This window comes from Aeromicrobium sp. (genome assembly GCF_049586495.1).
Taxonomy (GTDB): Bacteria; Actinomycetota; Actinomycetes; order Propionibacteriales; family Nocardioidaceae; genus Aeromicrobium.
In genome coordinates, this window is record NZ_JBAVCB010000099.1 from 1 (window position 1) to 13,752 (window position 13,752).

Below are 13,752 nucleotides of genomic sequence, written 5' to 3' on the forward strand. Positions count from 1 at the left end.
GCGCTCGACGGCATCGTCAACGACTTCCGGATCGAGTGGGTCTGGATGCCGCCGTGGGGCCCGGACAAGATCACCGACGACGGCCGCGAGATGCTACGCGCCCTCGGCTTCAACATCGGCTGACGAGTCACCCTCGCCCGCTGACGAGTCACGCACGCCCGCTGAGGAGTCATTCACGTGACTCGTCGGTGGGCGCACGTGACTCCTCGCGGGGCGTACGTGACTCGTCAGCGGAGCGCGTGAGGTAGTTCACGCGCTCAAATTCGGGGGAATCGGCCTACCACCCGTACAGTGGATGGGTGAGCTTCTACCAGCGGGAATGACGTCGAGGCGCTGCCTCGACCCCATTCGCACACCCTGAAACGAAAGTTCTTCCATGCTGACGGTCTCCCATGTGGAGCTGCGCTTCGGCGCGCGTGTCCTGATGTCCGATGTCTCGTTCCGGATCGATCAGGGCGACAAGATCGGTCTCGTCGGGCGCAATGGCGCTGGCAAGACCACCCTGACCCGCATGCTGTCCGGCGAGGGCCAGCCCGCTGAGGGCTCGATCACCTCGACCGGCAAGGTCGGGTACCTGCCGCAGGATCCCAAGTCCGGCGATCTCGCCACCACCGCACGTGACCGCATTCTCGGAGCCCGCGGGCTCGACGAGGCGCTGACGGCCATGCGCAAGGCCGAGATCGACATGGGATCGCCCGACCCGGTCACGGCTGAGAAGGCGATGGCGGCCTACAGTCGCGCCGAGACCACTTTCTCCTCCGGCGGCGGATACGCCGCGGAGTCGGAGGCGGCGACCATCGCCACGAGCCTCGGCCTGCCCGATCGAGTGCTCGAACAACCGCTGTCCACCCTCTCGGGTGGCCAGCGACGCCGTATCGAGCTGGCCCGCATCCTGTTCTCCGACGCCGACACGCTCCTGCTCGATGAGCCGACCAACCACCTTGACGCCGACTCGGTGGTCTGGTTGCGGGGATTCCTGAAGAACTTCTCCGGCGGTCTGGTGGTCATCAGCCACGACGTGGACCTGATCGAGGAGACGGTCAACAAGGTCCTGTATCTCGACGCCAATCGCGCCACGATCGACATCTACAACATGGGCTGGAAGTCCTACCTCAAGCAGCGCGAAGCCGACGAGCACCGTCGCAAGCGGGAGCGCAGTCTCGCGGTCAAGAAGGCCGATGCTCTGACGACGCAGGCCAACAAGTTCCGCGCCAAGGCGTCCAAGGCCTCGACGGCCCAGCAGATGTTGCGTCGAGCCGAGCAGCTCGTGTCTGGACTGGAGGGGGAGCGAGCCAACGACAAGGTCGCGAACATCAAGTTTCCCAAGCCGGCGCCCTGCGGCAAGACGCCACTCATGGCCGAGGGCCTGTCCAAGTCGTATGGATCGCTCGAGATCTTCACGGACGTGGATCTGGCGATCGACAAGGGCAGTCGTGTGGTCATCCTCGGGCTCAACGGTGCGGGCAAGACCACGCTGCTGCGCATGCTGGCTGGCACCCTCCAGCCCGACACTGGCGACATCCTGCCGGGTCACGGTCTCAAGATCGGCTACTTCGCGCAGGAGCACGAAACGCTTGACACCTCGCGCACCGTGCTGGAGAACATGCAGGCTCAGGCGCCGCAGCTGACCGACACCGAGGCGCGCAGCGTGCTTGGCTCGTTCCTGTTCAGCGGTGACGACACCTCCAAGCCCGCCGGGGTGCTCTCCGGGGGCGAGAAGACCCGTCTGGCGTTGGCCAGCCTGATCGTCTCCAGCGCCAACGTGCTGCTGCTCGACGAGCCCACCAACAACCTGGACCCCGCCTCCCGCGAAGAGGTTCTGCGCGCCATCCGCAACTACGAGGGCGCCATCGTGCTGGTCTCGCACGACGAGGGTGCCGTGACCGCCCTGGAACCCGACCGGGTCCTGCTGCTGCCTGACGGGGACGAGGATCTCTGGTCCGACACCTATGCCGAGCTCGTCGCTCTCGCCTGATCCATCATTCTTGGCAGGACGTGGCCAGCGGTGAGTTCGCCGCCTGTCCCGGCCGTGCGCGAGGCGCCGAACGATCCGTGTCGCGCACATGGGGAGTCCATCGCGCGTCGGTGACCGTCTCGCCGTCCAGGGTCACGGTGAGGACGCCGCCGTCCGGCGTCGCTTTCGGGCTCTGCCGCCACCACATGAAGTTCCCGAGCCCATAGGCGACGAACCCGTCGCCGACCTGACCCATGGACTGGATGGTGTGGCTGTGCGCACCGATGATCACGTCGGCACCCGCACGCCGGAGCGCCGCGGCCAGATCGACCTGCTCGGCGTTCGGGCAGAAATCGCCCTGGATGCCCCAGTGCAGGAACACCACGACGGCGCCGCGGTCGGAGTGCCGCTCGACGCCGGCCAGCAGCGCGGCAGGATCGGAGGCAGAGGCCACGCCGGACAGCGTCTTGGTCGCTGCCCAGGCGGCCGTGGGATCGGCGGTGGGGTCGTCGTCGAGCTTCGCGGCGAGGAAGGTGATGGTGGAGCCGCGCACGGTGATCTGTGCCGGTGACAGCGCCTGGTCGGCCGTGCGACCCACGCCCAGCACACCAAGGTTGGCGTCGTCGCGAGCCAGCAGCGTCTCTTCCAGTCCGTCTCGGCCGTAGTCCAGCGCGTGATTGTTGGCCATCGTGACCAGGTCGACGCCCCACGAGGCGAGCTTGTCGAGGATCGCGGGATCCGCGCGGAAGAGGAATCGCTTGTCGGCCGGGGTTCCGGACGTGGCGACGGCCGTCTCAAGATTCACCATGGCGACATCGGCCTCGCGCAGCTGCTGAAAGGCTCCGGCGTAGGCCGGATCGGTCGGATCGACGGGATCGGCGGTGTGCACGTCACCGGCGAACGCGATCGTCACGGGGGAGTCCTTATCAGGCGACGTCGAGGCGGTCGATCCACAGGCGCCGAGGGCCAGCACGAAGACGCCGAGCCATGCCCTCACGCTGCGGTCAGCTGCGCGGCCCTGCGTCGGTCCCGGGCCTCGCTGCGCGCGAACCAGAGGTACCCGGTCACCCCTAGCAGCCCGAAGAACCACCACTGCAGGGCGTAGAAGAAGTGGACGCCCTGACCCAGTTCAGGTTTCGGCTCGACCGCCAGGGCTTCCGCGGCGGCTGGCGACTCCGCCTGGGCGTTCACGTAGCCGTCGCGCAGGTCGTAGGACACGAACTCTGCCAGCCCGGTGCTGTCGATGGCGCGCACCTGACCGTCGAAGACTCGCACGGCGTCGCCGCCTGCCTTGTTGTCCTGGCGCAGCCAGCCCTCGACCGTCACGTCTCCTCGCGGCGCCGACGGCAGATCCGGCCGTGCATTGGAGTTGGCGGCCTCCATCCAGCCGCGGTTGACCAGCACGGCTGTGCCGTCATCGAGTCTCAGGGGCACCACCACGTCGACACCGGGGGCCGCGTCGCGCGTCGTGAACTTCACCGAGACGGCGCTCGCGGAATCATAGGTACCGCGCAGGATGACTCGCGTCCACTCATTGGTCGAGTCGATCGTCGTGCCGACGGGCGCTGCGACGTCCAGGGGGACTGGCTCGGCTCTGAAGTGCGCCGAAATCACGTCATTGCGATCCAACCGGTTCTCGAGGCGGTGGAACTGCCACATACCAAGTTGGAAGCACACCGCTCCGAACACCAGCACGAAGGCCAAAAGTCCCAGCCAACGGGGATTCAACAAGAAGCGCTGCACACCCCGAGCCTACGATGGTGACCATGGACCTCATCGATCAGCACGGCCGCGTCGCCACCGACCTGCGGGTCTCGCTGACCGATCGCTGCAATCTGCGCTGTCAGTACTGCATGCCAGCTGAGGGACTGGCGTGGATGCCGACCGAGGAGACACTCTCCGACGACGAGCTGATTCGTCTGATTCGCATCGGCGTCGAGCACCTGGGCGTCTCCGACGTCCGCTTCACCGGCGGTGAACCGCTGCTGCGGCGTGGCCTCCCTGCCATCGTCGCGGCCACGAAGGCGCTGTCCCTCCGTGACGGGTCCGGTGCCCCCCGCACCGCCATGACCTCGAACGGACTTGGTCTGAAACGCACGGCACAGGCGCTCGCCGACGCCGGCCTCGACCGGGTCAACATCAGTCTCGACACCACCGACCCGGAGGTGTTTGCCCGCATCACTCGCCGGGACAGGTGGCAAGACGTCGTCGACGGCCTGCAAGCGGCCCAGGACGCCGGTCTCGGTCCGGTCAAGGTCAACGCGGTGCTGCTCCGAGGTCACAACGACACGGAGGGCGCCTCGCTGCTGCGATGGTGCATGGAGCGCGGTTACGAGCTGCGGTTCATCGAGCAGATGCCGCTGGACGCGCAACACGGCTGGAATCGCGAGGCCATGGTCACCGCGGAGGAGACGTTGGCGCTGCTGTCCCACGAGTTCAGTCTCACACCGCTTGCCGGCCGCGGCTCGGCACCGGCCGAGAAGTTCCTGATCGACGATGGTCCACACACCGTGGGCATCATCGGTTCGGTCACCCGCCCGTTCTGCGGCGACTGCAACCGGGTGCGGCTCACGGCGGACGGACAGATCATGAACTGCCTGTTCGCTCGCGAGGAATCCGATCTACGCGCGTCATTGCGTGGTGGCGCCTCCGATGCTGAGATCGCCGTACGGTGGGCGGCAGCCATGATGACCAAGCTGCCAGGTCACGGCATCAACGACCCGAGCTTCCTGCAGTCCGAGCGCCCCATGTCCGCGATTGGCGGCTAGAGCGGCTCCGTGGCCAGGTAGAAGCCGCGCGCGTCCAAAAACCGACGCAGCGACTGCTCGTGCTCGCTGCATGCCAGCCAGACCTTGCGTCGATCCGGGGTGTGCACCTTCGGGTTGTTCCACACGACCTGCTGCTCGGCGCTGGCGGTGCAGCCCTTGGCCGAGCAGGTGAGCTCGTCGGTCACAGCTCGCGAGGCACCGCGGGAGCAGCCTCGATCTGCCCCTTGGCCTCGGGACCGAACGGCGACGGCCCTTCGCCCTTGCGGCGCACGCCCGCATTGGCGATGACAACCGCCGCATAGGGCAGGAACACCGCACCCGACAGCAGGATCCAGCGCAATGGACCCGAGACGAGGACCGCGCCCACGAAGCAGAGCGTGCGAACGGCCATCGAGATGGCGTACCGCTTTTCGCGAGTTCCCAGCTCCGAGCTGTGCGACTCGGGCGCCGAAGTGATCGAGAAGATCTCCTGGCCGCGAGGGGTGCGTTGCTGGCTGTCGGACATGACTCAAGTTTACGTCGGTGCTCAGAATTCACACGGTTAGCGGCATGATGAGCACCATGAGCAATCGCACATATCGCGTCACCGAAATCGTCGGCACCTCCCCGGAGGGCGTCACCGAAGCCGTGGAGAACGGCATCACGCGCGCCGGGCAGACCCTGCGTCACCTCGACTGGTTCGAAGTGACCGACATCCGAGGCCAGATCGCCGACACCACGGTGTCGCACTATCAGGTCACGATGAAGCTCGGCTTTCGTCTCGAGGACGACGAGTAGGTAGGCGGGACCTGTCGGTCAACCCGACGTGGTGAAGCGGCGCAGCAGCGCAGCAGTCGCCGACAGCACCACGACGGCCGATCCGTAGATCGTGGCCGTCGTGGCCAGCCCGAGGTACGGCGAAGCGACGCCTGCCGCCACGGCGGGGATCCCAAAGGCCAGGTAGCTGATCACGAAGACCGCCGAGAACAGCTCGCCGCGCTCCTCGGGACCCACCGTCGGGGTGATGGATCGCAGGATGCCCATGAAGGCGGTGCCGAACCCAGTGCCCGCGATCACGGCCGTGAGCACGAAGTCGAGCAACGACCCGGTCGCGATCGCCGCGATGCCCAATGCTGTGCCGACGGCGAGGGCTGTGGTGCCGTACAGCGTGATGCCTCGTGCGCTGAACCCGCGAGCCAGGTAGGCGCTGAGCGCTCCGTTGCCGGTCAGCGCCGTGACGACCGCGCCCTGCACGATGTGGTTGTCCTCGCCGAAGGTCTGCTGGACCAGGGGAGCGCCCAGCGACAGGTAGAAACCTCCAGTCGCCCAGCCGGCGAACAGCGCTGGCGCGCTGCGGGCGAAGGCGGCCCGCGAGGGGACCGGCAGACCGATGCGAGGCACGAGCGCCGACCAGATGCCCTCGTGCCGCGCCGACGTCTCGGGCAAGGCCCAGGCCAGCAGTCCGAACCCGACGTACAGCACCACGAGCGCGCCGAACACGGCCGTCAGCGGGCGGTCGAGCAGCTCGATCGCGAGGCCGCTGGCCAACGCGCCGAAGGCCAGGCCGGCCAGCGGGAAGACGCTGTTGAAGGTTGAGGCGGACCCAGGTCGACCGGGCGGTTCGAAGTCGACGACAGCCGCCGCGAGTGCCGAGAGCAACAGTCCTGTTGCGACGCCCTGGACGGTGCGTGCCGTGAGGAGCAAGGGGAGGGACTCGGCCTGCCAGAACAACAACATGCTGAGGGCCAGCACGAAGAATCCGGCCGACAGCACCGGACGTCGGCCCAGATGGTCCGACAGCGACCCGGTGATCAACAAGGTGGCCAGCAACGCCACGGCGTAGATGGCGAACACGATCGTGCTGGTGGCCTGCGAGTACCCCAGCTGCTCTTGCAGCACGGGGTAGAACGGCGACGGCGCCGCGGCACCGACGAGCATGGCGAGCGTCGCCGACAGCCCGATCCAGAAGCCGGCCGCATGAGGCAGACGCATGCGAGCGCGCTGGGGAGCTTCGATGACCATGCTTTCCTCAACCGCGCCACAGAGCTGGTTGTTCCCGACAACCATTTCCTCGGTCAGTCGGCCGCGTCGGCCGCCTCGATCTCCTCGCGGGTGATGCCGAGCAGATAGACGATCGCGTCCAGGTAGGGCACGTTCACCGAGGTGCGGGCCTGGTCGCGCACGGTGGGCTTGGCATTGAAGGCGATCCCGAGACCAGACGCCGCGAGCATGTCGAGGTCGTTGGCGCCGTCGCCGATCGCGACGGTGTTCTTGACCGGGATGCGTGCGTGCTCGGCAAATCGCCGCAGCGCGTCAGCCTTGCCGGCGCGATCCACGACCTTGCCGACGATGCGTCCCGTGAGACGTCCGTCGACCACCTCCAGCTCGTTTGCGGCGTGATAGTCGATCTCCAGCTCTGCGGCCATCTTGTCGATCAGGTGGGTGAAGCCGCCGCTGACCAGCGCGAATCGGTAGCCGAGACGTTTGAGCGTGCGGATCATGGTGCGGGCTCCCGGCGTGTACACGAGTTCGTCGTACACGGTGTCCAGTGCCTCGACTGGAACATTGGCCAGCAGTGCGACTCGCTGATGCAGGGAGGCTGCGAAATCGATCTCGCCGCGCATGGCTCGTTCGGTGACGGCGGCAACCTCCGCCTCGTACCCGGCGTGCGCGGCGATCATCTCAATCACCTCACCCTGGATCAGGGTGGAGTCGACATCCATGACCACGAGCCGCTGGGCGTGCTGCAAGATGCCGTTCTCCTGCACCGCGATGTCGATCCCGTGGTCGAACGCCACCGCGGCCAGCTCAGCCTGCAGCTGGTCCGGGTCGGCACCCGAGACCTCCAGTCGAATGGCCGTGACGGGGTAGCGGGCCATCCGGATGATCCGGTCGATGTTGCCGCCCAGCACCTTGATCTGGGCCGCCAGGGCCGCTACGGCTGCCGGCTTCAGGGGGACGCCCAGGATCACGACGCGGGCGCGGCCCACCCGCCGGGGTCGGTTGTCCCCGGTTCCGTGCTCGACCGTGACCTCCAGCCCGAACGACGCCGCGACCTCGGTGACAGTGGCTTCCAGAGCGGCGATGTCGCTCGGCACCGTGAACAAGGCGCTCAGCACCAGCTTGCCCCGCACCACCAGCTGCTCGACATCGATGACCTCCACGTCGAAGCTCGCTACCGCCTCGAACAGTCGGGTCGTGACACCACTTTGATCCGGCCCCACGAGCGTGACGAGCACGGTCGGGTCGGTGAAATGGGTGGTCGGCACGGGCAGCGTCATCGTGCACGAGGCTATCGTCAGCGGTTGCGAGCGTCGCGATAGGTTGAGTCCACGATGCAATCGACTTGGAGGAGAAGGCATGGCGTCCGCCCTTGAGCTGTCGAAAGTCAGTATCGTGCGCGGCGACAAGATCCTGTTGAACCAGATCTCCTGGAAGGTCAACGAGGGAGAGCGCTGGATCGTGCTGGGGCCGAACGGGGCCGGCAAGAGCACGCTGATGCAGATCGCCGGTGCGGCGATTCATCCCACCCAGGGCAAGGTCAAGATCCTGGGTCAGCGGCTGGGCCGGGTCGACGTCTTCGACCTCCGAACCCGCATCGGACATGTCAGCACCAGCATCGCCGAACAGATCCCCCCGAGCGAGTCAGCGGCCGACGTCATCGTGTCCGCCGCCTACGCCGTGACGGGTCGCTGGCAGGAGCAGTACGACGCGGACGACGTCGAGCGTCGTGATCAAATCATGGCCGAGCTCGGGATCCGACACCTGGCGAACCGCACCTTCGGCACGCTGTCGGAGGGTGAGAACAAGCGGGTGCTGATCGGCCGGTCGTTGATGACCGATCCCGAGATGCTCTTGCTGGACGAGCCGAGCGCAGGCCTGGACCTCGGCGCCCGCGAGGATCTGCTGGCCAGCCTTGAGCTGCTGTCCTCGGATCCGGACTCGCCGGTCCTCGTGATGGTGACGCACCACGTCGAGGAGATCCCGGTCGGCTTCACTCACGTCTTGCTGCTGCGCGATGGCCATGTTGTCGCCCAGGGACCGTTGGCCACCACCTTGACCGGAGCCAATCTCGCTCGCACCTTTGGCACCAAATTGAATCTGACGTGCAACGGTGGACGTTACACCGCGCGTCGGGCAGCATTCGGACACCGAGCATCGAGCCCAGCGAGCGGGACGACAGGAGACTGACATGGACTTCCTCGGCGACAACCCGTGGGTGATCTGGCTGGCGATCGCCGTCGTGCTGGTCATCGTGGAGATGTTCAGCCTGGAGCTCGTGCTGCTGATGTTCGCCCTGGGTGCGCTCGCCGGCGCACTCGTTGCCGGGCTCGGCGGCCCGGTCTGGCTGGCGATCTTGTTGTTCGCGGTCGTCTCGGTAGCGCTGCTCACCTTGATTCGTCCACCGTTGGTCCAGCGACTGCACCACGGTCCGACCCTCACGCAGGGCCATGAAGCACAGGTTGGTCGCCGCGCCGTCGTCGTCGAGCCGGTCACCCGGTTCAACGGCCGGGTCCGACTCTCCGGTGAGCTCTGGTCGGCACGCACGGAATCAGAGGAGTCCGCCTTCGACACGGACGAGGAAGTCAACGTCCTGCGCATCGATGGGGCCACCGCCATCGTCGGCGCTGTCACCAGCCAGTCCACCCAGAACCAGGAGTCCTGATGTTCACCTCTGCAGGCGCGTCCGCCGTGACGATCGTGCTGATCCTGCTCGCGCTGCTCGCGATCGTTGCCGTCTCGATGACGGTCAAGATCGTTCCCCAGGCTCGCGCCGGCATTGTCGAACGATTCGGCAAGTACCGCGCCACGCTGCCAGCAGGTCTCAACATCGTCACTCCGTTCATCGACCGTCTCGCGTACCGAATCGATCTGCGTGAGCAGGTCGTGTCGTTCCCACCGCAGCCGGTCATCACGGAGGAGAATCTGACGGTTTCGATTGACACGGTCATCTACTTCCAGGTCACCGACCCCGTGGCCGCGACCTACGAGATCGCCAACTACATCCAGGCCATCGAGCAGCTCACCATGACCACGCTGCGCAACATCATCGGCGGCATGACCCTCGAGCACGCGCTCACCAGCCGCACCCAGATCAACTCCGGACTGCGCGGCGAGCTGGACAGCGCGACCGGCAAGTGGGGCATCCGCGTCAACCGCGTCGAGCTCAAAGGCATTGATCCGCCGCCCTCGATCATCGACGCCATGGAGAAGCAGATGCGCGCCGACCGTGACAAGCGCGCGATCATCCTCACCGCTGAGGGCGAGCGCCAGTCGGCGATCCTGACCGCCGAGGGGCAGAAGCAGGCCGCCATTCTCAACGCGGAGGGCAACCGGCAGGCCCAAATTCTCAACGCGCAGGCCGACCGGCAGGCCGCCATCTTGCGCGCGCAGGGCGAGGCGCAGGCCATTTCCGCGGTGTTCCAGGCGATTCACGACGGCAACCCCGACCAGAAGCTGCTGTCGTACCAATACCTGCAGATGCTCCCGAAGATCGCCGAAGGAGACAACGCAACCACCTGGATCATTCCGGCCGAGCTGACCAAGGCGCTCGGAACACTCGGCGGCACGGTCGGCAAGATTCCCGTCGACGGAGGCGGCTCCAAGAAGCGGGTTGATCTCGACGAGAAGATTGAGGACGACCTTCCGGACGCGGAAGAGACCTCCAAGGCTGTGCAAGAAGCGCTCGACGCCGCCAAGCAGGCCGAACAGCCGGGATCCGGCTCCGGCGGTCCGGTCATTCCCCCCGAAGCCCCGCAGTAGTCCGGCTGCTGGTCAGTCGCTTCGGTTGGGGCCAGTTGACATGCTGGCATCATGATGCGTCAGCGCGACCGACTGATCCTGACCGTTTCAGGCGTGCTGACGGCTGCGGTCCTCACGGGTTGGTTCGTGGTCCAGCGCGACGACGACGCAGGGCCATCCGGCCCAGCGCCACGTGCCGCGGAGCGAGTGCCGGCTGCTGCAGGTTCACCGACGGAGCCTGACGAGGATTGGGTCGCCGAGACCGCCAAGCGCCTCCAGATTCCGCGGAGAGCCATGCTGGCCTATGCCACCACTGAGCTCACCGAACGCGTGCGCCAACCGAAGTGCCAGTTGCGGTGGAACACCCTGGCAGCGATCGGATCGGTCGAGTCGGCGCACGGCACGCTGGGCGGCGCAGGATTGTCGGCCGCTGGAGTCCCGGATGAGCCGATCATCGGGCCGGCCCTCGATGGCACCAACGGCACCCGCGCCATCCCCGCGACAGCGGCGTCGGCCGATCTGCACGGCGACGACGAGTGGGACCACGCCGTCGGACCATTCCAGTTCCTCACGTCGTCGTGGGAGCGATACGGCGGTGACGCCGACGGCGACGGGATGAAGAACCCCAACGACATCGACGACGCCGCTCTGGGCGCCTCGCGCCACCTCTGTTTGCCCGGTGGCAACGTGGCCGCCGACAACTGGGTCCCTGCGGTGTACGGCTACAACAACTCGATGGCCTATGTGGACAAGGTGCGCGACATCGCCAACGCGTTCGCTCGCTGACGCTTTGCTAGTGGGCGTAGGTGCCGTGCATGACGGCCCGACCGAGGGTCTTGAACGCTAGGTTGAAGCCGACCACAGCAGGCGAGGCGTCACTGTCGACACCGAGGCGATCCTCGCCAACCGCGTGAACCACGAAGTAGTAACGGTGCACCTGATCGCCCTCGGGTGGCGCGGCGCCCATGAACCCATGCCCGCCGCCGTCGTTGCGCACGTGAAAGGCCGGCCCGGGCAGGGTGTCGTCGGACGCACCGGCACCGGTGGCCAGCTCAGACACCTCAGCGGGGATGTCGACGGCAGTCCAGTGCCAGAAGCCCGAGACGATGGGCGCATCAGGATCGAAGCACGAGACGACAAACGACTTGGTGCCTTCGGGCGCGTTGCTCCACGACAGGTGCGGCGACGTGTCGCCGTGGGCATTGACGTGCGCGTCGGCCAGTGGCTGGCCGTCGACGATGTCATCGCTGGCGACGGTGAAGGACGGCACTGCCGGAAGCAACGGATACGGATCGGGCGTGACAGGTCGTTCAAGGCTCATGCTGGCTAGGCTAGCCCGGTGGCCGAGATCGTACGAGTGGACGATGCGGGCGATCCGCGTCTCGCCGATTACGTCCATCTGCGGGACGTGAGCTTGCGCCAGAAGCTGGAGGCCGAGCACGGCGTCTATCTGGCCGAGGGGGAGAAGGTCGTACGGCGGGCCGTCGAGGCGGGCCACCGTCCTGCGTCGTTCCTGATGGCGCCGCGCTGGCTCGAGGGTCTCACCGACGTGCTCGACACGACCGACGCTCCCTGTTTCGTGCTGTCCGAGCAGGCGATCGAGCACGTCACTGGATTCCACGTGCACCGCGGCGCGCTGGCCTCGCTGGAGCGACCCGCGCCCACCTCGGCGTCGGAGGTCCTCGCCGACGCGCGGCGCGTCGTCATCATGGAGGACCTGTCCGACCACACGAATGTCGGCGCGATCTTTCGATCCGCGGCGGCGCTGGGCTTCGACGGGATCTTGATGTCGCCCCGCTGTGCCGACCCGCTCTACCGGCGAGCGATCAAGGTGTCGATGGGAGCGGTGTTTCGGCTTCCGTACGCACGCCTCGACGACTGGTACGGCGCGCCGGACCTGCTCCGCGACGCGGGATTCACCACATGCGCGCTCACCGTCGGCAACGGGGCAGCGCCCATCGACGAGGTGCCGTCTGACATCGAGCGGCTCGCGCTCATCGTCGGCTCCGAAGGGCACGGACTCTCCGAGCGCTGGGAGCACGGGGCCGACCTGCGCGTGACCATCCCCATGGCGGGCGACATCGACTCGCTCAACGCGGCCGCATCGGTCGCGGTCGCCTGCTGGCAGCTGCGCCCTACTCCTGCGCGTCGTCGTGGATCAAGATCGTGACGGGCCAGTCGTCCGGATAGCCCTCGGCCAGCTCGGCGTGCTGCTTGTACAACTTTTTGCGGGCCCGCTCGGGGACACGGTCGCCGAACACGGTTCCGAAGAGGTGATCGGTTTCATGCTGCAGGCAGCGAGAGAGCAGCCCAGTGCCGTGGAACTCCACGGACGCGCCGGTGTGGTCGACGCCGGTCACGTGCGACTGGTCAGGCCGTGCGCATTCGGTGAAGGCACCGGGGAGGGACAGGCAGCCCTCGTCGGCGGCCTCGAGCTGGCGGTCCTTGCCCTCGGGGAGGGTGAGCACCGGATTGCACACCACGCCGGTCACGCGGTTCTCGTCGTCATCGGGACAGTCGAAGACAAAGACCTGCAGATCCACGCCCACCTGGTTGGCGGCCAGACCGACGCCGTGTGCCGCGTGCATGGTGGCGACCATGTCAGCCACCAGGGTGGTGAGGTCCTCGTCGAACACCGTGACCTCGGCCAGCTCGTGGTGCATGACCGGCGTTCCCCAGCGAGTGATCGGACGGACGGATCCGCCTGGGGGTAGGGGTCGGGACTGTTTGCTCTCAGGCACCGCGACAGCGTACCGACCGGCGGGGACGGTCGCGACGCGTGTCAGATGCCCGCGCGATCCTGTGATCTCGGATACCATCAGTATGCGTACCTGTAACTCTCAGTTACAGTCATCGTTGTCAGGTGCAACCCCCATTCGCCCTCCGAGGAGATCCTCCGTGGCCACCAGCAAAGACCCCATGGCCATCGGCCTGGCCGTGCTGAACCGCATCGCCAGCTCGCCGGCCATCGACAAGCTCAAGCTGCGCAAGACCACCGAGCGCGCCGTGTACCACGGTACGAAGAGCGGCTTCCAGGTCGCAGCGTCGGCCGGGCGCACGTTCAAGCGGGTCAAGGGGTCGGGCTCGCCGCAGCGACTGAAGCGATCGCACAGCGGCGGCGTCTTCGACCTCACGCCCACCGATGACCAGCAGATGATGGTCGACGTCATCTCCCAGTTCGCCGCCGAGGTGCTTCGTCCCGGCGCCGCCGACGCGGAGGCGTCCAACACCACGTCGCCGGAGGTGCTGGCCCAGACCACCGAGTTCGGGCTCACCTTGCTCAACATCCCCGAAGAGCTCGGCGGCCTG

At 66.8% G+C, this 13,752-nt stretch carries 17 protein-coding genes and 1 pseudogene; 10 read left to right on the forward strand and 8 right to left on the reverse strand.

What is annotated here, in order from left to right; translation table 11 throughout:
- A pseudogene (locus WB508_RS05595) lies at positions 1–123 on the forward strand (metal-sulfur cluster biosynthetic enzyme); the annotation flags it as partial.
- 253 nt (positions 124–376) lie between these two features.
- Positions 377–1,975, forward strand: a complete 1,599-nt coding sequence (locus WB508_RS05600) for an ABC-F family ATP-binding cassette domain-containing protein (protein ID WP_423843896.1) — start codon at positions 377–379, stop codon at positions 1,973–1,975.
- Positions 1,976–1,979: 4 nt separating this feature from the next.
- Here the strand turns inward: WB508_RS05600 and WB508_RS05605 are convergent, their stop codons facing one another.
- Both WB508_RS05605 and WB508_RS05610 read right to left on the reverse strand, forming a co-directional pair.
- Positions 1,980–2,951 carry a CapA family protein gene (locus WB508_RS05605; protein WP_423843897.1) on the reverse strand — a complete coding sequence of 324 codons (972 nt, stop codon included), beginning with the start codon at positions 2,949–2,951 and terminating at the stop codon, positions 1,980–1,982.
- Positions 2,948–3,697 carry an SURF1 family protein gene (locus WB508_RS05610; RefSeq protein ID WP_423843898.1) on the reverse strand — a complete coding sequence of 250 codons (750 nt, stop codon included), beginning with the start codon at positions 3,695–3,697 and terminating at the stop codon, positions 2,948–2,950. Before WB508_RS05610 ends, WB508_RS05605 begins: the two co-directional genes overlap by 4 nt.
- Positions 3,698–3,720: 23 nt before the next feature.
- On the opposite strand from WB508_RS05610, the gene moaA reads away from it, so the two are divergent.
- The gene (gene moaA, locus WB508_RS05615) at positions 3,721–4,722 is read left to right on the forward strand and encodes a GTP 3',8-cyclase MoaA (RefSeq protein ID WP_423843899.1); all 1,002 of its coding nucleotides are present in this window, start codon (positions 3,721–3,723) and stop codon (positions 4,720–4,722) included.
- Here moaA and WB508_RS05620 read toward each other — a convergent pair.
- The gene (locus WB508_RS05620; protein ID WP_423843900.1) at positions 4,719–4,907 is read right to left on the reverse strand and encodes an acetone carboxylase; all 189 of its coding nucleotides are present in this window, start codon (positions 4,905–4,907) and stop codon (positions 4,719–4,721) included. The two genes, moaA and WB508_RS05620, sit on opposite strands and share 4 nt — an antisense overlap.
- Positions 4,904–5,227, reverse strand: a complete 324-nt coding sequence (locus tag WB508_RS05625; protein ID WP_423843901.1) for a DUF3099 domain-containing protein — start codon at positions 5,225–5,227, stop codon at positions 4,904–4,906. Before WB508_RS05625 ends, WB508_RS05620 begins: the two co-directional genes overlap by 4 nt.
- A 56-nt stretch (positions 5,228–5,283) precedes the next feature.
- Here WB508_RS05625 and WB508_RS05630 point away from each other — a divergent pair, with 56 nt between their 5' ends.
- Entirely contained in the window at positions 5,284–5,499 is a 216-nt protein-coding gene (locus tag WB508_RS05630; RefSeq protein ID WP_423843902.1) for a dodecin, read from the forward strand.
- An 18-nt stretch (positions 5,500–5,517) separates the two neighbouring features.
- On the opposite strand, the gene WB508_RS05635 is transcribed toward WB508_RS05630, so the two are convergent.
- Positions 5,518–6,693 (reverse strand): MFS transporter, encoded by a 1,176-nt coding sequence (locus WB508_RS05635; RefSeq protein ID WP_423843903.1) that lies wholly within the window; start codon positions 6,691–6,693, stop codon positions 5,518–5,520.
- A gap of 83 nt (positions 6,694–6,776) precedes the next feature.
- Positions 6,777–7,982: a phosphoserine phosphatase SerB gene (serB, locus tag WB508_RS05640; RefSeq protein ID WP_423843904.1), complete on the reverse strand. Its 1,206-nt coding sequence runs from the start codon at positions 7,980–7,982 to the stop codon at positions 6,777–6,779.
- A 79-nt stretch (positions 7,983–8,061) separates the two neighbouring features.
- On the opposite strand from serB, the gene WB508_RS05645 reads away from it, so the two are divergent.
- From WB508_RS05645 to WB508_RS05660, 4 genes are read left to right on the forward strand one after another with little or no spacing between them, the layout of a single operon-like run.
- A complete protein-coding gene (locus tag WB508_RS05645; RefSeq protein ID WP_423843905.1) occupies positions 8,062–8,892 on the forward strand; it encodes an ABC transporter ATP-binding protein in 831 nt (276 codons plus the stop codon).
- A gap of 1 nt (position 8,893) precedes the next feature.
- Complete coding sequence (locus WB508_RS05650; protein WP_423843906.1) at positions 8,894–9,367, forward strand: NfeD family protein; 474 nt, start codon at positions 8,894–8,896, stop codon at positions 9,365–9,367.
- Positions 9,367–10,464, forward strand: coding sequence for an SPFH domain-containing protein (locus tag WB508_RS05655; RefSeq protein ID WP_423843907.1), 1,098 nt, complete (start codon positions 9,367–9,369; stop codon positions 10,462–10,464). The genes WB508_RS05650 and WB508_RS05655 overlap by 1 nt, the downstream gene beginning before the upstream one ends.
- A gap of 51 nt (positions 10,465–10,515) precedes the next feature.
- Complete coding sequence (locus WB508_RS05660; RefSeq protein ID WP_423843908.1) at positions 10,516–11,229, forward strand: lytic transglycosylase domain-containing protein; 714 nt, start codon at positions 10,516–10,518, stop codon at positions 11,227–11,229.
- A gap of 7 nt (positions 11,230–11,236) precedes the next feature.
- Here WB508_RS05660 and WB508_RS05665 read toward each other — a convergent pair whose 3' ends face one another.
- Positions 11,237–11,764, reverse strand: a complete 528-nt coding sequence (locus tag WB508_RS05665; RefSeq protein WP_423843909.1) for a YbhB/YbcL family Raf kinase inhibitor-like protein — start codon at positions 11,762–11,764, stop codon at positions 11,237–11,239.
- A gap of 18 nt (positions 11,765–11,782) precedes the next feature.
- Here WB508_RS05665 and WB508_RS05670 point away from each other — a divergent pair, with 18 nt between their 5' ends.
- A complete protein-coding gene (locus WB508_RS05670; protein ID WP_423843910.1) occupies positions 11,783–12,613 on the forward strand; it encodes a TrmH family RNA methyltransferase in 831 nt (276 codons plus the stop codon).
- On the opposite strand, the gene def is transcribed toward WB508_RS05670, so the two are convergent.
- Positions 12,579–13,184 carry a peptide deformylase gene (gene def / locus WB508_RS05675; protein WP_423843911.1) on the reverse strand — a complete coding sequence of 202 codons (606 nt, stop codon included), beginning with the start codon at positions 13,182–13,184 and terminating at the stop codon, positions 12,579–12,581. The genes WB508_RS05670 and def overlap by 35 nt on opposite strands.
- Before the next feature lie 157 nt (positions 13,185–13,341).
- On the opposite strand from def, the gene WB508_RS05680 reads away from it, so the two are divergent.
- On the forward strand, positions 13,342–13,752 hold a 411-nt coding region (locus WB508_RS05680; protein WP_423843912.1), incomplete at its 3' end, for an acyl-CoA dehydrogenase family protein.

Bases quoted from the DNA above. Each gene is read 5' to 3' on its own strand.
- WB508_RS05600 (WP_423843896.1), top strand. From the start codon at position 377: ATGCTGACGGTCTCCCATGTGGAGCTGCGCTTCGGCGCGCGTGTCCTG.
- moaA (WP_423843899.1), top strand. From the start codon at position 3,721: ATGGACCTCATCGATCAGCACGGCCGCGTCGCCACCGACCTGCGGGTC.
- WB508_RS05625 (WP_423843901.1), bottom strand. From the start codon at position 5,227: ATGTCCGACAGCCAGCAACGCACCCCTCGCGGCCAGGAGATCTTCTCG.
- WB508_RS05630 (WP_423843902.1), top strand. From the start codon at position 5,284: ATGAGCAATCGCACATATCGCGTCACCGAAATCGTCGGCACCTCCCCG.
- WB508_RS05635 (WP_423843903.1), bottom strand. From the start codon at position 6,693: ATGCGTCTGCCTCATGCGGCCGGCTTCTGGATCGGGCTGTCGGCGACG.
- serB (WP_423843904.1), bottom strand. From the start codon at position 7,982: ATGACGCTGCCCGTGCCGACCACCCATTTCACCGACCCGACCGTGCTC.
- WB508_RS05645 (WP_423843905.1), top strand. From the start codon at position 8,062: ATGGCGTCCGCCCTTGAGCTGTCGAAAGTCAGTATCGTGCGCGGCGAC.
- WB508_RS05650 (WP_423843906.1), top strand. From the start codon at position 8,894: ATGGACTTCCTCGGCGACAACCCGTGGGTGATCTGGCTGGCGATCGCC.
- WB508_RS05655 (WP_423843907.1), top strand. From the start codon at position 9,367: ATGTTCACCTCTGCAGGCGCGTCCGCCGTGACGATCGTGCTGATCCTG.
- WB508_RS05660 (WP_423843908.1), top strand. From the start codon at position 10,516: ATGATGCGTCAGCGCGACCGACTGATCCTGACCGTTTCAGGCGTGCTG.
- WB508_RS05665 (WP_423843909.1), bottom strand. From the start codon at position 11,764: ATGAGCCTTGAACGACCTGTCACGCCCGATCCGTATCCGTTGCTTCCG.